The organism is Allobosea sp. 01N443, assembly GCF_056399325.1.
This window is the reverse complement of the sequence record NZ_JBFTRC010000032.1, coordinates 1-19,174: the sequence shown is the minus strand read 5'-3', so window position 1 is coordinate 19,174 and position 19,174 is coordinate 1. Positions and strand designations below refer to the sequence as shown.

The following is a 19,174-nucleotide window of genomic DNA, read 5'->3' as shown; positions in this document are numbered from 1 at the left end:
TCTGCTACGCTTACTGGATGACTGGACTTACTTGGCGACCGGCTTCACCGACATCGCCAGCATGAACTGGTCGGCGCGGCCGGTGACGCTCAGGTCGGACTTGAACGCCCAGATGCCGCTTTCGAAGTGCAGCGGGATGAACGCACCGTCTGCAAGCACCAGCTTGCCGGCCTCCTGCAGCAGTTCGGCCCGCTTGGCATCGTCGAGCGTCGTCACGGCAGTGCGGATCACCTTGTCGAACGCGACGTTCTTGTAACCGCCATAGTTCGAGCCGCCGAGGGTCTTCTCGTCGTTCGGGGTCGGTGGCCACTGACGCAGGAAGGATGCGGCCTCACCTGTGCCGGAACCCCAACCGCCGAGCGCAACGCTGAACTCCTTCTTGGCGCGGCGCGGGAAATAGATCGCGCGCGTCATCGCATCGACCTCGGTCTTGATGCCGATCTGGGTCAGGTACTGCGCGACAGCCTGGGTGATCTGGCTGTCATTGATATAGCGGTCATTGGTCGAGGACAGCGTCAGCTGGAAGCCCTTGGCATAGCCTGCCTCGGCCATCAGCTTCTTGGCGGCAGCCGGGTCATAGGCCAGCTTCGGCGGGTTCGGCAGCGTGCCGAACATACCGGTCGGCAGGAACTGGTAGGCCGGCTCTGCCGCACCGTCCATGATCCGCTTGACGATCGCGTCACGATCGATAGCGAGCGACATCGCCTTCCGGACGCGGGGGTCCTTGAGCGGGTTCTTGCCGTCTTCGGACTTGACGAAGGGGCTCTGGTCGCGGGCCACGTCGAGCTGGAAATACATCACGCGGGTCGAGGGCGTGACGACATGGCCAAAGCGCTTGTCACCCTTGATGCGGCCAAGGTCGCGCGCCGCGGGATTCTCGATGACGTCGTAGTCACCGGCAAGCAGCCCGGCCAGGCGCGGACCGGCATTGGTCACCGGCAGCAGGCGCACGGTCGCCCAAGGCTCCGCCTTGCCCCAGTAGCTCGGGTTGCGCTCGAGCTCGATCGACGAACCGCGAACATAGGACTTCAGCTTGTAGGGGCCCGTGCCGATGGCGAGGCTGCCGTCATTGAAACCGCTCACGGCCGGYCAGGCGCCGGTCACGCCGCAGTTCTTGGGAACGTCATAGCTGATGGGGCCATGCTCGACGATCGAAGCCGAGAGAATGCTGAGGCTCGAAAGCAGGTTCGGCATCAGCGGTTCGGGGTTGATCGTGTTGATGATCAGCGTGTGGGCGTCGGGCRCCTCGACCGAGGCGAAGTTCCCGGTGATATCGGCGAAGGAATCGGAGACCTTGGTCTCGTTCTTCAGCGTGCGGCAGAACGTGAAGACCACGTCTTCCGCAGTGAAGGGCTTGCCGTTCGAGAAGGTGACGCCCTGGCGCAGTTTGAAGGTCCAGCGGTTCTTGCCGTCATTCTCCCAGGAATTGGCGAGGCTGGGATGGAGCTTCTGCTTCTCGTCCTGACGCACGAGCGAGTCGAAGATGTGCTGGGCCAGCGCATTGTTCGGCGTGAGATCATGGTAATKCGGATCGACAGCTGTCGGTTCCGAAGCCAGCGCGATGCGCAGGGTCTGGGCCCAGGCCGGCGCGGCGGCAAGGCAGGTTCCGGCCAAAGCCGCAACCATTAAGGATTTACGCATGGTCATCTCCGCTCCCAATGTGAACCATTTTGACAGCTTCATTTTCGTTGGGTAGCAAACATGAAAATATTCGAACGTCAATCGGGTGGAGACGCATGTCCCAAGGCTTGAAGCCGACGACCGATCTCTCGAACCGGATCGCCCGGGTCTACCCGTCCTTGAGCAACGGGCATCGGCGTGCAGCCGATTTCGTGCTGCAGCACCCACTCGACGTCGCCACCATGACGATCGAAGGACTGGCTGAAGGCAGCGGGACCTCCAACGCGACCGTCACGCGCTTCGTCCGCGCTCTTGGCTATGGAAACTATGCCGAATTCCGTGCAGCCCTCTCCTCGGCCCTGAAATTCGCGCTCGATCCGGTCGACAGTTTTGCAGGCGCACGCTCGGCCGCGGGCTCGACCTTCGCCACCTTCGTTGACGCCCTTTCCGACCAGTCGGCCAATCTGCAGGCCGCGCGGGACGCCCTCGACGAGGCGACCACGACACGGGCGATCGAGGCGCTGCTCAAGGCGCGCCGCGTCTTCATCGCCGCGTCGGGGGCGAGCCATCATGTCGCATCTTTCCTTGAAGAAGGGCTCGCGCTCTATCTCGACGCCGACGTGACCTTCGCGTCCTCACGCGCTGGCCCTGAACGAGCCATTCGCCACATGCTCTCGGCCAGGCCCGACGACCTCGTCGTCGCGATCTCGGTGCCGCGCTATTCGCGCACCACGCTCGACCTCGCCTCCTTCGCGAAGAAGCGGGGGTCGACTTTGCTTGCGCTGACGGACGGCCCTACCTCCCCACTCGCCAACATCGCCGACATCACGCTCTTCGCCCCGGCCCGGAATCGGCTTCTGCCGAATTCGCCGACTGCCATCTTCGCGCTGGCGGACGCCCTGATTACGGCGATCGCCCGCGAGCGACCTGACGCAGTCGAAGCACTGAAGGGCTTGAGCGAAAGCCTGCTCTGGACGTTTCACCACTGAGGTGAGCTTGCCATGCCCCCCGTCAACAGACGGGGTGTAGCAACAAACCCGTGTACCGGCGCCGATCATGGCGCTTCGCGCAACTGAAGGAGCATCGCACGACGAATTCAACTGAAGCGAGAGCGATTCAGGCTCTTGCACAGCAGCGCGATGAGAGTGCCCCCGCTCTATCGGGTTACGTCACGGCGTATCCACCGACTTATCGACAGGTAACGAAGGCAAGAGTCGAACCCGAAGAGGTCGTTCATGGAGCAGGATTTCTGCGCTATTTTGAAAACTATCTGATTCAAAATCTTAAAATTTATGAAGAATTCTCGTCTATCGTCAGAACATTGGTCTTGGCGCAAGAGTGCACAAATTGCTATTCTTCTAATCTGGAATACGCGGAAGACACGGCCTAGCACCGAGACGATCGCGCACTGGATCGATGCCACGATGGATTGTGGATGAACGACCGGGTGAATGACAAGTACGCAGGCGCTTCCCAGGCGCAGGGCGGAGGAACTGACACGACGGCTGGGGACGGAAAGAAGTGGCGCTGGCCCACCGCATTCCGCAACGCAATCCTGCAACGCTGGAACGCCCTCTCCCTCGAACGCCAGTTCCTCCTCACCGCCGCCTTGGCCGTCGGCCTGTCCATGGCTGCTCTCGGCTATTGGGTCGAGAGCCGGATTCGCTCCGGCTGGATTCAAGGCATGGCGGAAACGGGAGCGCTCTATCTCGAGGGATTTCTGGCACCCCATGTGCAGGGGCTGGATGCCTCGAACACATTACCGCAGGAAAGCCGTGAGAAGATCGAGGACCTGCTGGTTAATACCAGCCTCGGCCGCCACGTCGCGATCATCAAGTTATGGGACCTCAACGGGAACCTGATCTTCAGCACGAGCAAGGTCGAGTCTCACGGGAAGCTGCCGGCAGGCGACATCAAGCGGATCATGGCCGGCAACGTCGTCGTCGACACTGATCTCGACGATGACGGCGATGAGCTCAGGGCACTGAAGTTAAAGCCAAAGCTGATCGAGATCTATGCGCCGATCTACAGGGAGAAGACCAGGGACATCATCGCGATCGGAGAATTCTACGAGTTCAGCCGGTTCATGAACCGAGAGATCTCCAGCGTCCGATACGCGACATGGTTCCTCATCGCGAATGTCGCCATCGTCATCGTCATCCTGCTACATGTCATCGTCAAACGCGCGAGCCGAATCATCAGTAGCCAGCAGGCTCTTCTCGAGCAGAACTTGGCGCGGGCTGAAGCCCTGGCGAAGCGGAACAATGCGCTCAGGCGGGCAGCGGACCGGGCCAGGCTCAACGCCACCGTTCTCAACGAGACCTATCTTGCCAGCATTGGCGCCGACATCCACGACGGGCCCATCCAACTCCTCAGCCTGATGATGCTGAAGCTGCCCTCTGCAGCAGATCGGGCGAGCGGGACCGTGGCGCCCGCAGCCCATGCTCACGGCGAGCTCGAACCCCTGATCCAGCAGGTCCTCTCGGATCTGCGCAACCTGTCGTCAGGGCTGGCACTGCCCGAGGCGGAGAATCTCTCTCTCGCTGAGACCATCCATCTGGCCATTACCCGCCATGAGCAGCAGACAGGCACACATGTGCTTCGCAACATCGCCGAACTGCCCGCGCAGGTTCCCGTCGCCATCCGCTTCTGTTCTTACCGGGTCGTGCAGGAGGCGTTGACCAACGCCTATAAACACGCCGGGGGGCGGGGGCAGAAGGTCGAAGCCCGCATTGGCGACGATAGGCTCGAGATCTGCGTGTCGGACAGTGGCAGCACCTTGCCCGTCCAGCACCGTGACACGACACTCGGTGGTGGCGGCCTCGGGGTGCGGGGCATGGACAGCCGCATCAAGGCATTGCGAGGCCAACTCACAGTGAGTCGGCTGCCTACCGGTGGAACCGAAGTGCGCGCCACGCTGCCCATGCGATCCTGACGGCGCGATCCCGCCCCTATCGAGGCCTCGCCGGATCACGCGTATCAGATGCCGGAGGAACGAGCCTTTGCGCCGCGATCACAACCTCGAGACGATTCCTGGCATTCAGCTTGTGCATGAGATTGGTCATATAGCCCTTGATCGTCTTCTCGCTCAGCGAGAGGGCCCGGGCGATCTCTCGATTCTGCTTCCCGCACAGGAGAAGCCTCACGATCTGGTCCTCCCGCACACTCAGCCTGGTGCTTTGCGCCGCCCTCTTCTCCAGCGCTTTGCTTTGCAGCGCACCGATCACCTTGGTGGCGAAAGCAGGCGTGATATAGATCTCGCCTCGCCGCGCCGCCTCAATCGCGTCGAAAAGATCATCGGCGGGACTGCCCTTGAGGACGTACCCGCTGGCGCCGGCGTCGAGCGCCTGAATGGCATGGTCGGTACTGGTCGATGCGGTGAACACCACCATTTTCATGTGAGGCGCAGCCTTGGATGCGTCCGAAATCGCCTGGAAGGCATCGCCCGCCATGTTCAGATCGACAATCATCGCGTCAGGCTGGTGAGTTTCCGTGATCGTGGTGATGTGATCAGCAGCGGAACCGGTCGCAACGAGCGAGAATCCACCTTTGCGTTGCAGCAGTGCAACGATCCCTTCGGTCAGAAGCGGGTGGTCGTCTACAACCGCAATCGATATGCCATCCATCGCTGACCTCCCCCAATTCTATGCCGCGACGCTGAGAGCATGCTGGCTCATTTACAGCCTCGTGTAAATGACTTGGTGAACGAAGGGTTAACTTATGTTGTCTTCGCGCCAAACGCTCGCCCAGGAACCGCCGTATGGCTAGATCTTGCACGAATACCTGGTGATTAATGTGACATAGGTCACAGATCGCACCGGGATTGCGTTGATCGTTCAGTCAAATGGATCAACCCCGCGCCTCGGCATTCCCATTGGCTTGCCGCGATCGTCTCGTGTATCGTATGCAGACATTATCATACAATGCATGGAATCCGGAGAGCCGGCATGGCGCGGAGCGACGAGACAATGCAGTGGATCCGCCAGCTCGATCCATCTGCAGGCCCGCGTTACCTCCAGATCGTCGAACTGATTGCCGAGGCCGTCGCGAACGGCACCCTGCGACCTGGCGACAGACTCCCACCTCAGCGGCAACTCGCCAAACTTGTTGACGTCGATCTGACGACGGTTACTCGCGCCTATGCAGAGGCAAGACATCGCAATCTGCTCGATGCGGTAACCGGGCGCGKCTCCTTCATCTCGACGCGGAAGGAACAATCGGGTCCGCTCATCGACCTGAGCATGAACATTCCCCCGCCCCCGAAAGGCATACGCCTTGCTGAATTGATGCAGCGCGGTCTCACAGAGGTCCTGTCGCGATCGAGTGCCGATTTGCTGATGACCTATCATGTCGGAGCGGGTTCGCTGGCGGACCGGGCGGCCGGCTGTGCCTGGCTTGAGCCCGTTCTCGGACGGATCGAACCCGCCAGATTGCTCGTCGCCCCCGGCGCGCAGCCGGCGCTCGTGGCACTGGCCAGCCTGCTCGCAAAACCGCGCGAGGCCATCCTGGTCGAGGCCCTCGCCTATCCCGGCCTGCTTGCAGCGGTGAGGCTGGCGGGGCTACGGCCTGTCCCCGTCGCGACGGACGAAGAGGGTCTTCTGCCGGGCGCCCTGGAGCGGGCCATTGATGAATCCGGCGCAAAACTGCTCTGCGTGACGCCGACGATCCAGAATCCGACCACGGCGACGATGCAGCCTGCACGACGCGATGAGATCGTGCGGATCGCGCGGGCAAAACACCTGAGGATCATCGAAGACGATCCTTACAGCCTGCTCGCCGGCGATGCTCCGCCACCGCTGGTCGCCCTCGCTCCGGAGCGGACCTATCATGTCGCGACCCTGTCGAAGGTCCTGACCCCGGGGCTGCGTACCGCCTTCGTCGTCCTGCCACCGGACGAGAACCGTGACGCGCTCGTCGCGATCCTGCGAAGCATTGCACTCATGCCGCCCCCGCTGATGACGGCTCTTGCAACCCATTGGATCCGGATCGGCGCCGCTGGCGACCTGCTCGACGGGGTGCGCCGCGAGGCTGCGGCGCGCCAGGAGCTGGCCCGCTCCATCCTGCCGGCCTCGGCCCGGCATCATCCGAACGGCCTGCATATCTGGCAGCCGCTGCCAGCGCATTGGGATCGTTACCGCCTGGTCGAGGCAGTCCGTCAGGAAGGCCTCGGGGTCACGCCATCGGATGCATTCAGCGTCGAAGGCGAGGCCCCGGACGCGGTCAGGATTTCTCTGGGCGGCGTGCCGGAACGCGGCCGCCTCGCCCATGCCCTGAAGGCGCTGGCCGCAATCATGGGCAATGAGCGCTCGCAGCATCAGGGGATCGTCTGACGAGACCAGGAGCGCGCAGGCACGGCCTCCTCAACGCGCTCCGTTCCTCGGGGTCAGGCCGGCGTCTTCTCACCCTTGGGGCGAGCCAGCCGACCTTCCTCAGCCTTGTGGAAGAACTGTGCTGCGACGAGCCAGCCCTTCAACGGCTGCAGCGGCGGGATGCAGGTCAGCAGGATCAACGGCAAGGTGGTGACGAGATGAACCCAGGCCGGCGGCTCATAGGCCATTTCGAGCCAGAGCGGGAACACCACGGCCGGAATGCAGACAAACATCATTACGAAGAAGGCCGGCCCGTMGGCAGGGTCAGCAAAGGAATAGTCGAGACCGCAGACCTCGCATTTCGGCCGCAGCTTCAGAAAGCCCTCGAACAGGTGCCCCTGTCCGCAACGCGGACACCGTCCGCGCAGGCCGGTCTGGGCAGGCGAGAGGGGTGGCCATTCTTGGTCGGACACGGGAACAACTCCTTGAAGCCAGCTCTGAGCGGCCAACGTCGCCCACTAAATGGCAACAGAGACGTACAATGTCAAGATTGTACGCATACACAGATGGAAAGCGACGGGCCAATCCTCGCGACAGACACATCGCGCCGCCAACAGGCTTCTGCCGCGCGATGGAGCAAGTCTAGAGGCGTTGAAGTCGCGGGTACGGCGCGAGATCGGGACTGACACTACAGCGTGCCTGGGCGGCGAGACGGGTGAGAAGCGAGCGCCGAACGGTTAGCCGCGCCGCGATGCCCCAGCCGGCTTGGCGATCGAAGCAAAATGCAGGTTCACGATTTCGGCTCCGGCACATCGAGCTTCAGCTCGACATGAACCGTATCGCCATCGGCATGCGTGACGCGGAAGCCCAGATCGCTCGCCATCTGTAGCATCGGAACATTATGCGCCAGCACTTCGCCGAAGAGCCGCTGGTAGCCCTGCTCCCGCGCATGCGTGATGATTTCGGTCATGAGGCGATAGCCGAGGCCCCGCCCCTTCATGTCGGAGCGGACGAGGATCGCATATTCCGCCGTCTTGCGCTCCGGGTCGCCCGAGATCCTGACGACGCCGAAGATCGGCCCCACCCCATAGGGCGCACCGGGCTCCCCAGCGACCAGGGCCATTTCCCTGTCATAGTCGATCTGTGACAGCCGGGCCGCCGTTGCATGCGGAAAGATCTTCACCGGTCCCAGGAAGCGCATCCGCAGATCGTCCGGCGTACACAACGCGACCATCTCGGCGAGAGCGCTCTCGTCCTCGGGCCGGATCGGGCGCAGATGGAGCTGCGTGCCGTCGCCGAGTGCGATCTCGCGCTCGAGCTGGTGCGGATAGGCGCTGACCGCCAGTCCAAGACGGCGCCCTTTCTTGCCGGCGATGACGATCCGGGCATCGAGCGCAATGCAGCCTTCGTAGTTGGCGAGAAGCGGGTTGATGTCGAGCTCGATGATCTCGGGCAGCTGCACGACCAGCTCCGACAGGCGAACGAGAATATCGACGACCGGTTCGAGCGGCACGGCGGGAACGTCGCGAAACCCCGCCAGTAACCGCGCAACCCGCGTGCGCGAGATCATGTCGCGCGCCAGGACCGAATTCAGCGGCGGCAACCCGATGGCGCGGTCCCCGATCACCTCCGTCGCGGTGCCGCCGCGTCCGAACAGGATCACGGGACCGAAGGTTTCATCCTGAGCAATGCCGAGGATCAGTTCGTGTGCCTTCGGTCGGGAGATCATGGGCTGGATCGCAAAGCCATCAATCCGCGCCGTGGGTCGAATCCGGCCCACGCGCTCCAGCATCTCGCGCGCCGCAGCCTCGACCTCCACCCTGCTCTTCAGGCCCAGGACGACGCCGCCGACATCGGATTTGTGGATAATGTCATGCGAGAGAATCTTCAGCGCCACCGGAACCGCGATCCCCTCGAAACATGCTCCGGCCTCCTCCGGGGTCGCCGCCAGTTTCGTCTCGACGGTGGGTATCCCGAACAGCCCAAGCAGTTGCTTCGATTCCGGTTCCGTCAGCGACGTGCGTTTCTCGCGCAGGGCTGCCCGGATGAGTTTGCGCGCCGCCTCGACCTGCCTGGGCGCAATCGCGACGCCAGCTGTCGGGGTTTCCAGCAGAAGCTCCTGGTTTCGCCGGAAGGCGGCGAGATGACTGAAGGCCCGGACAGCCTCTTCCGGTGTCGCAAAATTCGGAAGTCCGCCTTCACGCAGATGCGCCCTGGCGGCCTGCGCGAGCGTGCCGCCGAGCCAGCTCGTCATGACGGGAACATGCTTCTGCCGCGCGACAACCCGGGACACGGCACGTGCCGTCTCCGCGCCGTCGGCGACCGCGGAGGGACAGTTGATGACCAGGACGGCATCGCTCTCGCGCTCTTCCAGCAGGGCTTCCAGCGCAGCCGCGTAACGATCTCCCGTGGCGTCGCCCAGGACATCGACGGGGTTCCCGCGCGACCAGCCTTCAGGCAGCACGCTGTCGAGCTTGGCGATCACCGCCGGGCTGAGGGTCGCGACGCGGTTTCCCCGCTCTCCGACGGCATCGACGGCGAGGATGCCGGCGCCGCCGCCATTGGTCAGAATGGTCAGCCGGTCGCCAGTGACGCGAACTCCTTTTGCCAGGATCTCGGCCGCGGCGAAGAGCTCATCGAGTTCGGCCACCCGCAACAGGCCGGCGCGCCGGAAGGCAGCGTCATAGACTGCGTCCGCGCCCGCAAGTGCGCCGGTATGCGACAGCGCCGCCCGCGCTCCGGCGGCACTGCGCCCGGCCTTCACCACGATGACAGGCTTCATGCGCGCCAGCGCCCGGGCTGCCGACATGAACTTGCGGGCGTGGGAGATGTTCTCGATATAGAGCAGCACTGAGCGCGCCGCCGGATCCGTGCCGAGGTAATCGAGCATGTCGCCCGCGTCGACATCGCTGGTGTCGCCGAGCGCAATCGCGTGCGAAAGGCCGATACTGCGCCGGTCAGCCCAGTCGAGCAGCGCCGACATGATGCCGCCGGACTGGCTGACGATGGCGATATGGCCTGGCCGCGGCGTCAGATGCGCAAAGCTCGCATTGATCGCGCGGGCGGAGGAAATCAGGCCGAGGCAGTTCGGCCCGACGATGCGCATCAGATGCGTCTTGGCCGCATCGAGCATCCGTTGCCGCAGCCCATCCGTGGCCGCACTGTCGCCAAAGCCGTTGCTTATCACGATTGCGGCGCGGCAACCACGTTGTCCGAGTTCGGATATCAGCTCGGGAACCGCCGCTGCCGGCGTCGCCAGGACGGCAAGGTCGGGCGTGACCGGGAGCTCTGTTACCGAGCGATAGCTCAACGCCGCGCGGATCGCCGTTTCATGCGGGTTGACCGCCATGATCGGCCCCTTGAACCCCGCGCCATAGAGATTGGCGGCAAGCGTCGCCCCGACCGAACCGGGCTGATTGCTGGCCCCGATCAGGGCGATCGCGCGAGGATTGAAGAGCGCGTCGAAATTCCGAATGCTCATKAGCGGAAACCGGGCTGAACGCGCCCGATCTCAAGCCGGGAGTGGCTCAACCGCGCGTTTGCAGAGTTGAGCCATTTTCCCCGCAACGATCAATGGCACATGAAGAGCGGCACCTTGCTGTTCTTGAGCAGGGACTGCGTCACCCCGCCGAGCAGCCATTCGCGCAGGCGGGAATGGCGATAACCACCCGACACGATGAAGCCGGCACCGAACTCTGCCGCCTCGTCCTGGAGTGCGGTCGCGACGTCGCGCCCCTTGCCGAGCGCCACCGTCTTGACCGTGACGTCGACGCCATGACGCGCGAGATGAGGTGCCAGCTCGACGCCGGGCACCGCGTTGGACAGGTCCTTCTCGCCGGTGACCGAGACGATCTCGACAGCCTTGGCGGCTCGCAGGAACGGCAAGGCATCGGCAACCGCACGCGCCGCGCTCGCCCCGCCGTCCCAGGCGATGACGATGGTCTCTCCGGAGAAGCCGGGATGGCCGGGCGGAACCACCAGGACCGGCCGGCCGCTCTCGAACAGCGCCGTCTCGATCAGGCCGCGGTCGATGGCGAGCGTCGTCGGCTCCGCATCCAGGATTGAGAGGTCGTTGACGCGGGCATGGTCGAGAAAGCGCTGCAGCAGGCTGCTGTAGATCAGTTGAGGGCTCTCCACCGTGCTGACCACGCCGGCAAGATTGGCCGCGAACCGGGCGTCGGAGGCAAGCTTCTGCGCGAGACCGGCGATGCGCCGATTCTCCGACGCAACGATCGCGCCGCTGAAATCATCGATCATCGAATAGGGCACGGAAAACCGGCTTGCCGCCGCCTGAACCGTAAGATGCGCATTCGTCTGCCGCGCCAACGAAAGCCCGTAGCCGACAGCAAGGTTCTCCTCGGTCTGCCCCTCCTCCGTCACCGCCACCAATATGCTCTTGATGCCTTCGATCATGTCATCCTCCAGTACGCGAAAGAACCTCCGCCAGTCCGGCCAAAACGTCCTTGCGCCAGATCAAACCGGACGCGCCCGAAATATGCGCGATTGATCGTGGCCTGCATATCCAAGCGGCAGAAAGGACGGACGACCATCATGCTTTATGTCATCACCCTTCATCTCGCCCGGACGAGCGGCTATCCCGAGGGAAGCCCACGACATGGCTACGAGATCACCGCGCCGCTCGACCCTGACGGACATATCGATGCGGCCGCCTGGCAGGAGCAGCGCGATCTCTGCCGCGTCAGGCGCTTCTCGGCGGGGGAGCCGGATCGTCACGGCTGGCTCCTGCGCCGGGCCGGAGGCGCCGGCGGCGCGACCTGGTTCATCGACTATGACGATTCCGGCAGCGATGACGACGAGGCCGGCTACCGGCTCGACCGGCACCGCTTCGTCGTCGGCGACTATGTCTCTATCCGCGACGGTGACGGCGACTTGCAGCCCTTCCAGATCATTGCCGTGAAACCGAGGGCCCCGGTCAAACCAGTCATCGCCTGAAGGCATCTACGGCATCTGCGCGGTGCCGGTGTGCAGGGGGGCGCCTTGCTCCATATCAATGCGTCCCTGCACACTGGGCTCGATCATAGATGCCACGGATGCGTCGAGATGTGGGGGACATGCGATGACAGCAACGGTGAAAGCGCAGGCGGGCTACGCGAGCATCATGGTGCCGCTGAACCTCGGCGGCGGGGCCGCCGATCGGGTCAAGCTGGCCGCGTCCCTGGCGGATCGTTTCGGCAGCCGGCTGATCGGCATCGCCGCAGAGGACTTCGTTCTCCCCTATGTCGGCGACGGCCTGGCGAGCGTCGACGCGCTCCTGATTGAGGAGAGCAAGCGCGCAGTCTCAGCAGAGCTTGCCCGCGCCGAAGCGATATTCCGCAAGGCCGCCGGCGACATGAAGCACCTCGTCTGGCGCAGCGCCATCGAGACACCGCGAAACTTCGTTCTCGACCAGGCCCGCGCAGCAGATCTCGTGGTGCTGGCGCGCCAAGCCCATCACGATCCCGTCCAGGGAGGGATGAGCCTCTCTCCGGGCGATCTGGTCATGTCGCTTGGCCGGCCGCTCCTCGTCGTACCGCCCGACGTCAGCTATCTCTCCGGCAAGCATATCCTGGTCGCCTGGAAGGATACGCGGGAAGCGCGGCGTGCCGTGCGGGATGCCCTGCCGCTTCTGATGCAGGCGGAATCCGTGACTGTCCTGTCGATCGGCCCGGATGCCGAAGATCAGGGCGCCGAAGACGTGCGCGACTATCTCACCTTGCACGGTGTGGCGGCAAAGGCAGTCCTGCAGACCGACAGTGCCAAGCATGCAGTCAACGAGTTGATCGACTTTGCGACCGAGCACGGCGCCGATCTCATCGTTTCCGGCGCCTATGGCCACAACCGCATGCGGGAATGGATGTTTGGCGGCATGACGCGCGATCTGCTGCAAGCTTCACCGGTCTGCTGCTTGATGTCACATTGAGGCTTTGCCGGCTTCGCAGGCGTCCACCGTCCGCATGACATCCCTGCTCCCATCCGGCTCGCATAGGAGGTTTCGGGGTGCCCCAGTCTCAGGCGGAGGCCCTGACACAGCCCGACAGTGAAAGCTGGGCGGCGCGGACCTCCCGGCTCTATCGCCAGCATCTTGACCTGATTCTGGTCGGCATTGCTTTGGCCGGGCTCATTGCCGGCGGCTGGTTCTGGTGGAGCGGCATGGCGAACTCAGCCAGTCGCGCCTGGACTGTTGCGACCATCCCGGTGCTGCTGGCGCTCATCATACAGATCGTCAGGTCGCTGCGGCGCGGCGATGTCGGTCTCGATATCGTCGCTGCCCTGTCGATGTCGGCGGCGCTGGCCTTCGGCGAAAGCCTGGCCGGCAATGTCGTCGCGCTGATGTATGCCGGCGGCCAGTTGCTCGAGAATTTTGCCCAGGGGCGTGCGCGCCGGGAGATGTCGGCCCTCCTCGGCCGGGTCGCCTTCAATGCCATGCGTTATCGCAGCGAGACACTCGAGGAAGTGCCGATTGCCGCGATCCGCCAGGGCGACCGCCTGCTGATGCGCACCGGGGAGGTGCTGCCGGTCGACGGCCATGTCGCAAGCGGCACCGCCGTKCTCGACCTTTCGGCTTTGACCGGAGAATCCGTGCCGAAGAGCCTGAGCCGCGGCGCCGAGGTGCTCAGCGGAGCAACGCTGCTCGGAGCCCCGTTCGATCTGATCGCGAGCCGGCCGGCGTCCGAGAGCACCTATGCCGGGATCGTCAAGCTGGTGGAACAGGCGCAGGCGAGCAAGGCGCCGATGGCTCGCCTGGCGGACCGTTACGCCATCGGTTTTCTCGTGCTGACCCTCGCGATCGCGGGGGCCGCCTGGCTGCTGAGCAGCGACCCGATCCGCGCCCTGGCAGTCCTCGTCGTGGCGACGCCCTGTCCCTTGATCCTCGCCGTGCCGGTCGCGATCATTTCAGGCATCTCGAAGACCGCGCGGGGCGGCGCACTGGTCAAGGATGGCAGCGTGCTCGAAGCCCTGGCGCGAGTGCGAACAGCCATTCTCGACAAAACCGGTACGCTCACCCAGGGGCGCCCGACGATTACCGAGATCCGCACCTGCAACGGCTTTRCCGCGACGGAGGTACTAACCCTCGCCGCGAGCCTCGATCAGGCCTCCGCCCATGTCGTGGCCATTTCACTGATTCGGGCCGCGTCCGAAGCCGGACTGCCCCTTCTGCCCCCCTCGGATATCTCCGAAACGCCGGGAAAGGGCATCGAGGGACAGGTCGGCACCAGGCGCATCGCACTGGGCGGCGGTTCCTATGTGCGCAGCCGCAGCCGCGGCGGTGATCCGGACGCGCTGGTTGCGGACGCCCCCCCGGACGCTCTGACCGTGGCGGTGGCCGCGGACGGGCTGCTCGCCGGCGTCATTCTGCTTCGCGATCAACTGCGCGACGATGCGCGTTCGACGCTTCAATCGCTCCGCACCGCCGGAATCGAGCGGATCGTGCTGGCTTCCGGAGATCTTGACCAGATTGCCCGGACAGTGGGCGCGGATCTCGGCGTCGATCAGGTTTTGGGAGACCTGACGCCGGAGGGCAAGGTCGCCGTCGTGCGCCGCGAAGCCGAGAGCCGGGCGGTGATGATGGTGGGGGACGGCGTCAACGACGCGCCCGCACTTGCCGCCGCGGATGTTGGGGTCGCGATGGGCGCGCGCGGCGCCGCCGCGTCGTCGCAAGCAGCGGGCGTCGTCTTGCTGGTCGACGAACTGCAACCGCTGGCGAAGGCACTCGCGGTCGCCCGGCGCACGCGCGGCATCGCTCTGCAGAGCGTCTTCGTCGGCCTCGGGCTGTCCCTCGTCGGAATGCTTGTCGCTGCCCTCGGCTATCTTCCCCCGGTGCAGGGAGCCCTGTTCCAGGAAGCGATCGACATCGTGGTCATCCTGAACGCGCTCCGGGCCCTGCGCTAACGCGAAATGCACATCCGTTGAGCGGTTTCCTGGCCGGTGAGGTATTTGCGCGCGCCTCCGCTCCAGCTTCCACGCTGGCCGTCGCGCTCCCCGCGCCAGCTGCCATCTGGTCATGAATGCCAGGTCTTCTGACGCTGCCCCTCGGAATTCAAAACCCAATCCGCCCCCCGCAGCCCCCTTCGTCCAAGACGTGACAGCAATGCTACCCTGGTGCGCTACGCAATCCGCGACTGGCTGCCGTGCTCTAGTCTGGTCCCTCGTGACGCCCGCCCGCCCCCGCCCCGAACTCACCCGGCAGGCAAACCTTTAGCCGGCTCTGCTCCAGGACCGGCAAACCAACATTCGAGCGCGACTTTCCGCGGGTTGTCAGTATCCTGCACGTTCGATGTCATGGCCTACCGGCCGCCGGTGCAGGTCGAGAGTAGACGGAGGCCCATGAGCCCGCTTGATATATTCGCCTGGATTGTCCTCGTCGTGCTCGTGTGCAGCACGGTTTTCGTCATCGTCTTCATGGCCATGCTTCCGGGCATGATCGCCAAGCGACGCAATCATCCCTGGGCCCAGGCGGTGGCCGTCGGCGGCTGGGTGACGCTGTTCCTGGGATTCGTGCTGTGGCCTGCCGTCCTGATCTGGGCCTATGTCGACGTGCCCGCGCGTGCTGACGCGCCCGCGCGCCCGCAGGAGCTCGCCCGATGATCGTCGTCCTGCTCAATGTCTATCTCGCCCTGCTGTTCGTGCTGGTAAAACTCCGGATCGTGCCGTTCAACCTGTTCTGGAAGGTCTCGCCGGTCCTTGTCCTGCTCCTCTTGCTGATCGGCCTGTTCATCCCGATGAACTGGGGCGCGCCGCAAGGCGCGGCGCTGGCCATCCGGCAATCCGTCGCCATCGTCCCTGATGTCGCCGGCGAGGTGATCGACGTCCCTGTCGAGCCGAACACGCCGTTGAAGGCGGGCGCTGTGCTGTTCAAGATCGACCCCGTGCCCTACGAGGCCCAGGTCAAGGCGCTTGAAGCGCAGTTCCAATTGCAGCAGCAGCGCCTGGCTCAGATGACCCAGCTGCAGAGCACGGGGTCCGGCCGCAGCTTCGATGTCGAGCAACGCCAGGCCGAGGTCGACCAGCTCAAGGCGCAACTCGAGGGCGCCAGGTGGAACCTCGAGAAGACGGTGGTTCGAGCTCCGGCCGCCGGTTACGTCACCAATGTCGCGCTGCGGAAGGGCGCACGCGTCGCCAACCTGCCGCTTGCGCCGGTCATGGCCTTCGTCGACACCGCGGAGACGGTCATCGGCGTCGAGATCCAGCAGATCGATGCCCGCTACATTGCGGCCGGCCAGCCGGTCGAACTGACGTTCAAGTTCGCCCCGGGGCAGGTCTTTACCGGCAAGGTCGAGAGCGTGCTGCAGGCGATCTCGACCGGTCAGGTGCAGACATCCGGGGCGGCGGTGACGCCGAAATCCATCCAGGCAGCCCCCTTTGCCGTGCGCGTGAAACTCGACGACCAGGCCTTTGCCGACAAGCTCCCGGCGGGTGCTGCCGGCGATGCCGCCATCTTCACCGATCGCGTCACGGCCGCACATGTCATTCGCAAGGTGCTGCTGCGGCAGATCGCGATCACCAACTACATCAACCCCTTCTGATGCGAACGATCCGGCCCGCGGAGCTCGGCGCGCAACGGCCGCCAGCTCCCCGAGCCGGAGCGTCTCGGGATCACGAGCAACGAGTTGGCCCGATCGGATCGCCCGGCTCGGCTGATCGGTCGGGCGTTCGCCGTCCACATGATCTCGCGGCGGCGCGTTGACGCCGGCTGCTGCCGCCGGCTTTGATGCAGCGACACTATACGACCGGCATCGCCCGCTCACGCCGCGGCGGGTTGTTCATCCACACGAAGGGTTATCCAGATGCCTAGCGGCGGCTCCATCATCACAATCAGCGCCGCGAGGCCCCCCCTTCTTCGGGCCTCCGCGGCCCTCATCCTGCTCGCCGCTCTCGCCGGCTGTACGCAACGCGAGCCCATCGCGGCGAACGAGGGGCCAGGAATCCCGATCCGTACGCCGCAGGAGCGCAGCTATCTCGATCCCGGCCCTGCACCGAGCGAAGGCAGCGGGCCGGCTTATGTGCGCGAGAACCGCCGCTCGCCCAATTTCGGCGATCGTTTCGGGGGCGATGTCCTGTCCCGCGCGCCGTACTGACCCCAGCCATTGCTGAATGATGCGCAGAGCGGCCATGACCGCTCTGCTGCCTGGCCCCGCGACCTGGATGGCTTCTGCATGAGACGGCATGGGATGAGGATCGCTGCTGGGGCACTGGCATTGTTGCTCGCCGGCTGCGCCGGCGACGTGCAGGGCGTGCTGGCGCCGGTTGCGCATGGCGCACCCGACGCCAGCAAGGTCACCATGCTCGTGGCAACGACGCGCTCGCCCGACCCGGATAGCGGCATCCTGTTTTCCGGCGAGCGCGGGGCGAAATCATCCTTCGCCGAGATCACCGTCTCGATCCCGCCCGCGCGCGCCCGGAAGGTTGGCGAGGTCCAATGGCCAAGCCGCCTTCCCGGCGACCCGGAACGCGAATTCGTGACGCTGAAGGTTGACCGTCTCGACCAGCAGGCCGCCTTCGCCCGCTTGCACTCAGCAGCGTTGAAAGCCCCGAAGCGGCGCGTTCTCCTCTTCGTCCATGGCTTCAACAACCGGTTTGAGGATGCGGTCTATCRCTTCGCTCAGATCGTCCACGATTCCGATGCCAATGTCGTGCCGCTGCTCTTCACCTGGCCCTCGCGCGGTTCGCTCTTCGCCTATGGCTACGACCGCGAGAGCACGAATTATTCCCGCCATGCGCTCGAGGCCACGCTGCAGGCGCTGGCGCGCGATCCGGCCGTCGGCGAGGTCTCGATCCTGGCCCATTCCATGGGCAACTGGCTCACGCTCGAATCGCTGCGCCAGATGGCGATCCGCAACGGCCAGATCGCACCGAAGATCGCCAATATCATGCTCGCCTCGCCTGACGTCGATGTCGATGTCTTCCGGACCCAGATCGCCGAGATCGGCAAGAGCCGCGCGAAATTCACCCTCTTCGTCTCGCAAGACGACCGGGCACTGGCGGTTTCCCGCCGGGTCTGGGGCAGCACGGCACGGCTGGGCGCGATCAACCCGGAAGCCGAGCCCTATCGCGACGAACTGGCTGCCGAAGGCATCACCGTGCTCGACCTGACCAAGCTCAGATCGGACGACCGGCTCAACCATGGCAAATTCGCGGAGAGCCCCGAGGTCGTGCGGCTGATCGGGACCCGCCTCGTCGCGGGCCAGTCCATCACCGATTCACGCGTCGGCCTCGGCGACCGCCTGATGGCTGTCACCGCCGGTGCCGCGGCAACGGTTGGAACTGCGGCCGGTCTTGCGATTGCAGCACCGATCGCCATTGTCGACCCCCATACTCGCCGCAATTTCAATGGCCGCATCGAGCAACTCGGAGACTCGATCAGCGACGCGGCGAGCACGACCGGCGAAGTACTGACCACGCCGCTGGTGAACACGGGCCAGAAACAATAGCCGGATCGCGTGCACCAATCTCCAAGCCGCCGAACGCCAATTTCATTCGGCCGCCCGGGCAAGCTGCGACGGCAAGTGCCGCGGAGCACCTGTCAGATCACAGACGGCAACATCGTCGGCTTCGGCAGGTTCACGGTCACCAGCAGGCCCTCCGGCTGGGCCGAAGCGAGGGTGACGTCCCCGCCATGCGCCCGGATGACGTCCCGGGCAATCGTGAGCCCGAGGCCGGTGCCACCGGTCGCACGGCTGCGCGAGCCATCGAGGCGTTGAAACGGAGCGAAGGCACGCTCGATCTGGTCCGGCGCAATCCCTGGCCCGCCATCCCTGAGAACAATGACAAGCGCCTGAGCTTCGTCGCGCAGTTTAACGCTGACCCGCTCTCCATAGCGCAGGCCATTGTCGATGAGGTTTGACAGAGCACGGCGCATCGCCACGGGCTGACATGACAGCTGCGCATGATCGGGGCCGATATAGGTGACATGCCCCCCCATATCCGTGAAATTGTCGCAAAGGCTGATCAGCAGCGAGGCGATATCGACCACGCTGTGCGGCTCGCGCCGGGCATCGTCACTCCCGAAAGCGAGCGACGACTGGATCATGGTTTCCATCTCGGAAATATTGGACAGGACCTCCTGCCGCTGATCCTTGTCGCGCACATACTCCGCCATGAGCCGCAGCCGCGTGAGCGGCGTGCGCAGGTCATGCGAGATGGCCGCGAGCATAGTGGTTCTCTCATCCACGAAATGCGTGAGGCGCGCCTGCATGTCGTTGAAGGCGTGGGCGATCGCGGCATATTCCGGCAGGTCCATGTCACCG

16 protein-coding genes are annotated in these 19,174 nt (G+C 64.5%); 10 read left to right on the top strand and 6 right to left on the bottom strand.

Annotated features, from left to right (window positions below):
- Positions 1 to 27: 27 nt before the first annotated feature.
- Positions 28 to 1,641 (bottom strand): ABC transporter substrate-binding protein, encoded by a 1,614-nt coding sequence (locus AC1DRP_RS11135; protein WP_476768506.1) that lies wholly within the window; start codon positions 1,639 to 1,641, stop codon positions 28 to 30.
- 95 nt (positions 1,642 to 1,736) lie between these two features.
- Here AC1DRP_RS11135 and AC1DRP_RS11130 point away from each other — a divergent pair, with 95 nt between their 5' ends.
- Both AC1DRP_RS11130 and AC1DRP_RS11125 read left to right on the top strand, forming a co-directional pair.
- The gene (locus tag AC1DRP_RS11130; protein ID WP_476768505.1) at positions 1,737 to 2,609 is read left to right on the top strand and encodes a MurR/RpiR family transcriptional regulator; all 873 of its coding nucleotides are present in this window, start codon (positions 1,737 to 1,739) and stop codon (positions 2,607 to 2,609) included.
- Positions 2,610 to 3,055: 446 nt separating this feature from the next.
- Positions 3,056 to 4,555 (top strand): sensor histidine kinase, encoded by a 1,500-nt coding sequence (locus tag AC1DRP_RS11125; protein WP_476768504.1) that lies wholly within the window; start codon positions 3,056 to 3,058, stop codon positions 4,553 to 4,555.
- Between the two features lie 16 nt (positions 4,556 to 4,571).
- Here AC1DRP_RS11125 and AC1DRP_RS11120 read toward each other — a convergent pair whose 3' ends face one another.
- Positions 4,572 to 5,246, bottom strand: coding sequence for a response regulator (locus AC1DRP_RS11120; protein ID WP_441488301.1), 675 nt, complete (start codon positions 5,244 to 5,246; stop codon positions 4,572 to 4,574).
- Positions 5,247 to 5,567: 321 nt separating this feature from the next.
- On the opposite strand from AC1DRP_RS11120, the gene AC1DRP_RS11115 reads away from it, so the two are divergent.
- Positions 5,568 to 6,950: an aminotransferase-like domain-containing protein gene (locus tag AC1DRP_RS11115; protein ID WP_476768503.1), complete on the top strand. Its 1,383-nt coding sequence runs from the start codon at positions 5,568 to 5,570 to the stop codon at positions 6,948 to 6,950.
- Between the two features lie 53 nt (positions 6,951 to 7,003).
- Here the strand turns inward: AC1DRP_RS11115 and AC1DRP_RS11110 are convergent, their stop codons facing one another.
- The 3 genes from AC1DRP_RS11110 to AC1DRP_RS11100 all read right to left on the bottom strand — a co-directional run bounded on the left by AC1DRP_RS11110 (position 7,004) and on the right by AC1DRP_RS11100 (position 11,342).
- The gene (locus AC1DRP_RS11110) at positions 7,004 to 7,402 is read right to left on the bottom strand and encodes a DUF983 domain-containing protein (protein ID WP_476768502.1); all 399 of its coding nucleotides are present in this window, start codon (positions 7,400 to 7,402) and stop codon (positions 7,004 to 7,006) included.
- 317 nt (positions 7,403 to 7,719) lie between these two features.
- Positions 7,720 to 10,410: a bifunctional acetate--CoA ligase family protein/GNAT family N-acetyltransferase gene (locus tag AC1DRP_RS11105; protein WP_476768501.1), complete on the bottom strand. Its 2,691-nt coding sequence runs from the start codon at positions 10,408 to 10,410 to the stop codon at positions 7,720 to 7,722.
- 89 nt (positions 10,411 to 10,499) lie between these two features.
- On the bottom strand, positions 10,500 to 11,342 hold the full coding sequence (locus AC1DRP_RS11100; protein WP_069879493.1) for a universal stress protein: 843 nt from the start codon (positions 11,340 to 11,342) through the stop codon (positions 10,500 to 10,502).
- 138 nt (positions 11,343 to 11,480) lie between these two features.
- On the opposite strand from AC1DRP_RS11100, the gene AC1DRP_RS11095 reads away from it, so the two are divergent.
- The 7 genes from AC1DRP_RS11095 (at position 11,481) to AC1DRP_RS11065 (ending at position 18,358) form a co-directional block, all read left to right on the top strand.
- The gene (locus AC1DRP_RS11095) at positions 11,481 to 11,882 is read left to right on the top strand and encodes a hypothetical protein (protein WP_476768500.1); all 402 of its coding nucleotides are present in this window, start codon (positions 11,481 to 11,483) and stop codon (positions 11,880 to 11,882) included.
- A gap of 124 nt (positions 11,883 to 12,006) precedes the next feature.
- A complete protein-coding gene (locus tag AC1DRP_RS11090; RefSeq protein WP_476768499.1) occupies positions 12,007 to 12,849 on the top strand; it encodes a universal stress protein in 843 nt (280 codons plus the stop codon).
- A 77-nt stretch (positions 12,850 to 12,926) separates the two neighbouring features.
- Positions 12,927 to 14,819: a heavy metal translocating P-type ATPase gene (locus AC1DRP_RS11085; protein ID WP_476768498.1), complete on the top strand. Its 1,893-nt coding sequence runs from the start codon at positions 12,927 to 12,929 to the stop codon at positions 14,817 to 14,819.
- Positions 14,820 to 15,254: 435 nt separating this feature from the next.
- Positions 15,255 to 15,515 carry a DUF3302 domain-containing protein gene (locus AC1DRP_RS11080; RefSeq protein WP_476768497.1) on the top strand — a complete coding sequence of 87 codons (261 nt, stop codon included), beginning with the start codon at positions 15,255 to 15,257 and terminating at the stop codon, positions 15,513 to 15,515.
- On the top strand, positions 15,512 to 16,453 hold the full coding sequence (locus tag AC1DRP_RS11075; protein ID WP_441488293.1) for an HlyD family secretion protein: 942 nt from the start codon (positions 15,512 to 15,514) through the stop codon (positions 16,451 to 16,453). Before AC1DRP_RS11080 ends, AC1DRP_RS11075 begins: the two co-directional genes overlap by 4 nt.
- A 261-nt stretch (positions 16,454 to 16,714) precedes the next feature.
- A complete protein-coding gene (locus tag AC1DRP_RS11070; RefSeq protein WP_441488292.1) occupies positions 16,715 to 17,005 on the top strand; it encodes a hypothetical protein in 291 nt (96 codons plus the stop codon).
- Between the two features lie 93 nt (positions 17,006 to 17,098).
- Positions 17,099 to 18,358 (top strand): alpha/beta hydrolase, encoded by a 1,260-nt coding sequence (locus AC1DRP_RS11065; RefSeq protein WP_476768496.1) that lies wholly within the window; start codon positions 17,099 to 17,101, stop codon positions 18,356 to 18,358.
- Between the two features lie 92 nt (positions 18,359 to 18,450).
- On the opposite strand, the gene AC1DRP_RS11060 is transcribed toward AC1DRP_RS11065, so the two are convergent.
- On the bottom strand, positions 18,451 to 19,174 hold a 724-nt coding region (locus AC1DRP_RS11060), incomplete at its 5' end, for a sensor histidine kinase (RefSeq protein ID WP_476768495.1).

Excerpts from the sequence above, each read along its gene's own strand:
- AC1DRP_RS11080 (WP_476768497.1), top strand. The coding sequence starts at position 15,255 with ATGAGCCCGCTTGATATATTCGCCTGGATTGTCCTCGTCGTGCTCGTG.
- AC1DRP_RS11100 (WP_069879493.1), bottom strand. The coding sequence starts at position 11,342 with ATGATCGAAGGCATCAAGAGCATATTGGTGGCGGTGACGGAGGAGGGG.
- AC1DRP_RS11120 (WP_441488301.1), bottom strand. The coding sequence starts at position 5,246 with ATGGATGGCATATCGATTGCGGTTGTAGACGACCACCCGCTTCTGACC.
- AC1DRP_RS11070 (WP_441488292.1), top strand. The coding sequence starts at position 16,715 with ATGCCTAGCGGCGGCTCCATCATCACAATCAGCGCCGCGAGGCCCCCC.
- AC1DRP_RS11105 (WP_476768501.1), bottom strand. The coding sequence starts at position 10,410 with ATGAGCATTCGGAATTTCGACGCGCTCTTCAATCCTCGCGCGATCGCC.
- AC1DRP_RS11125 (WP_476768504.1), top strand. The coding sequence starts at position 3,056 with ATGAACGACCGGGTGAATGACAAGTACGCAGGCGCTTCCCAGGCGCAG.
- AC1DRP_RS11090 (WP_476768499.1), top strand. The coding sequence starts at position 12,007 with ATGACAGCAACGGTGAAAGCGCAGGCGGGCTACGCGAGCATCATGGTG.
- AC1DRP_RS11130 (WP_476768505.1), top strand. The coding sequence starts at position 1,737 with ATGTCCCAAGGCTTGAAGCCGACGACCGATCTCTCGAACCGGATCGCC.
- AC1DRP_RS11075 (WP_441488293.1), top strand. The coding sequence starts at position 15,512 with ATGATCGTCGTCCTGCTCAATGTCTATCTCGCCCTGCTGTTCGTGCTG.
- AC1DRP_RS11095 (WP_476768500.1), top strand. The coding sequence starts at position 11,481 with ATGCTTTATGTCATCACCCTTCATCTCGCCCGGACGAGCGGCTATCCC.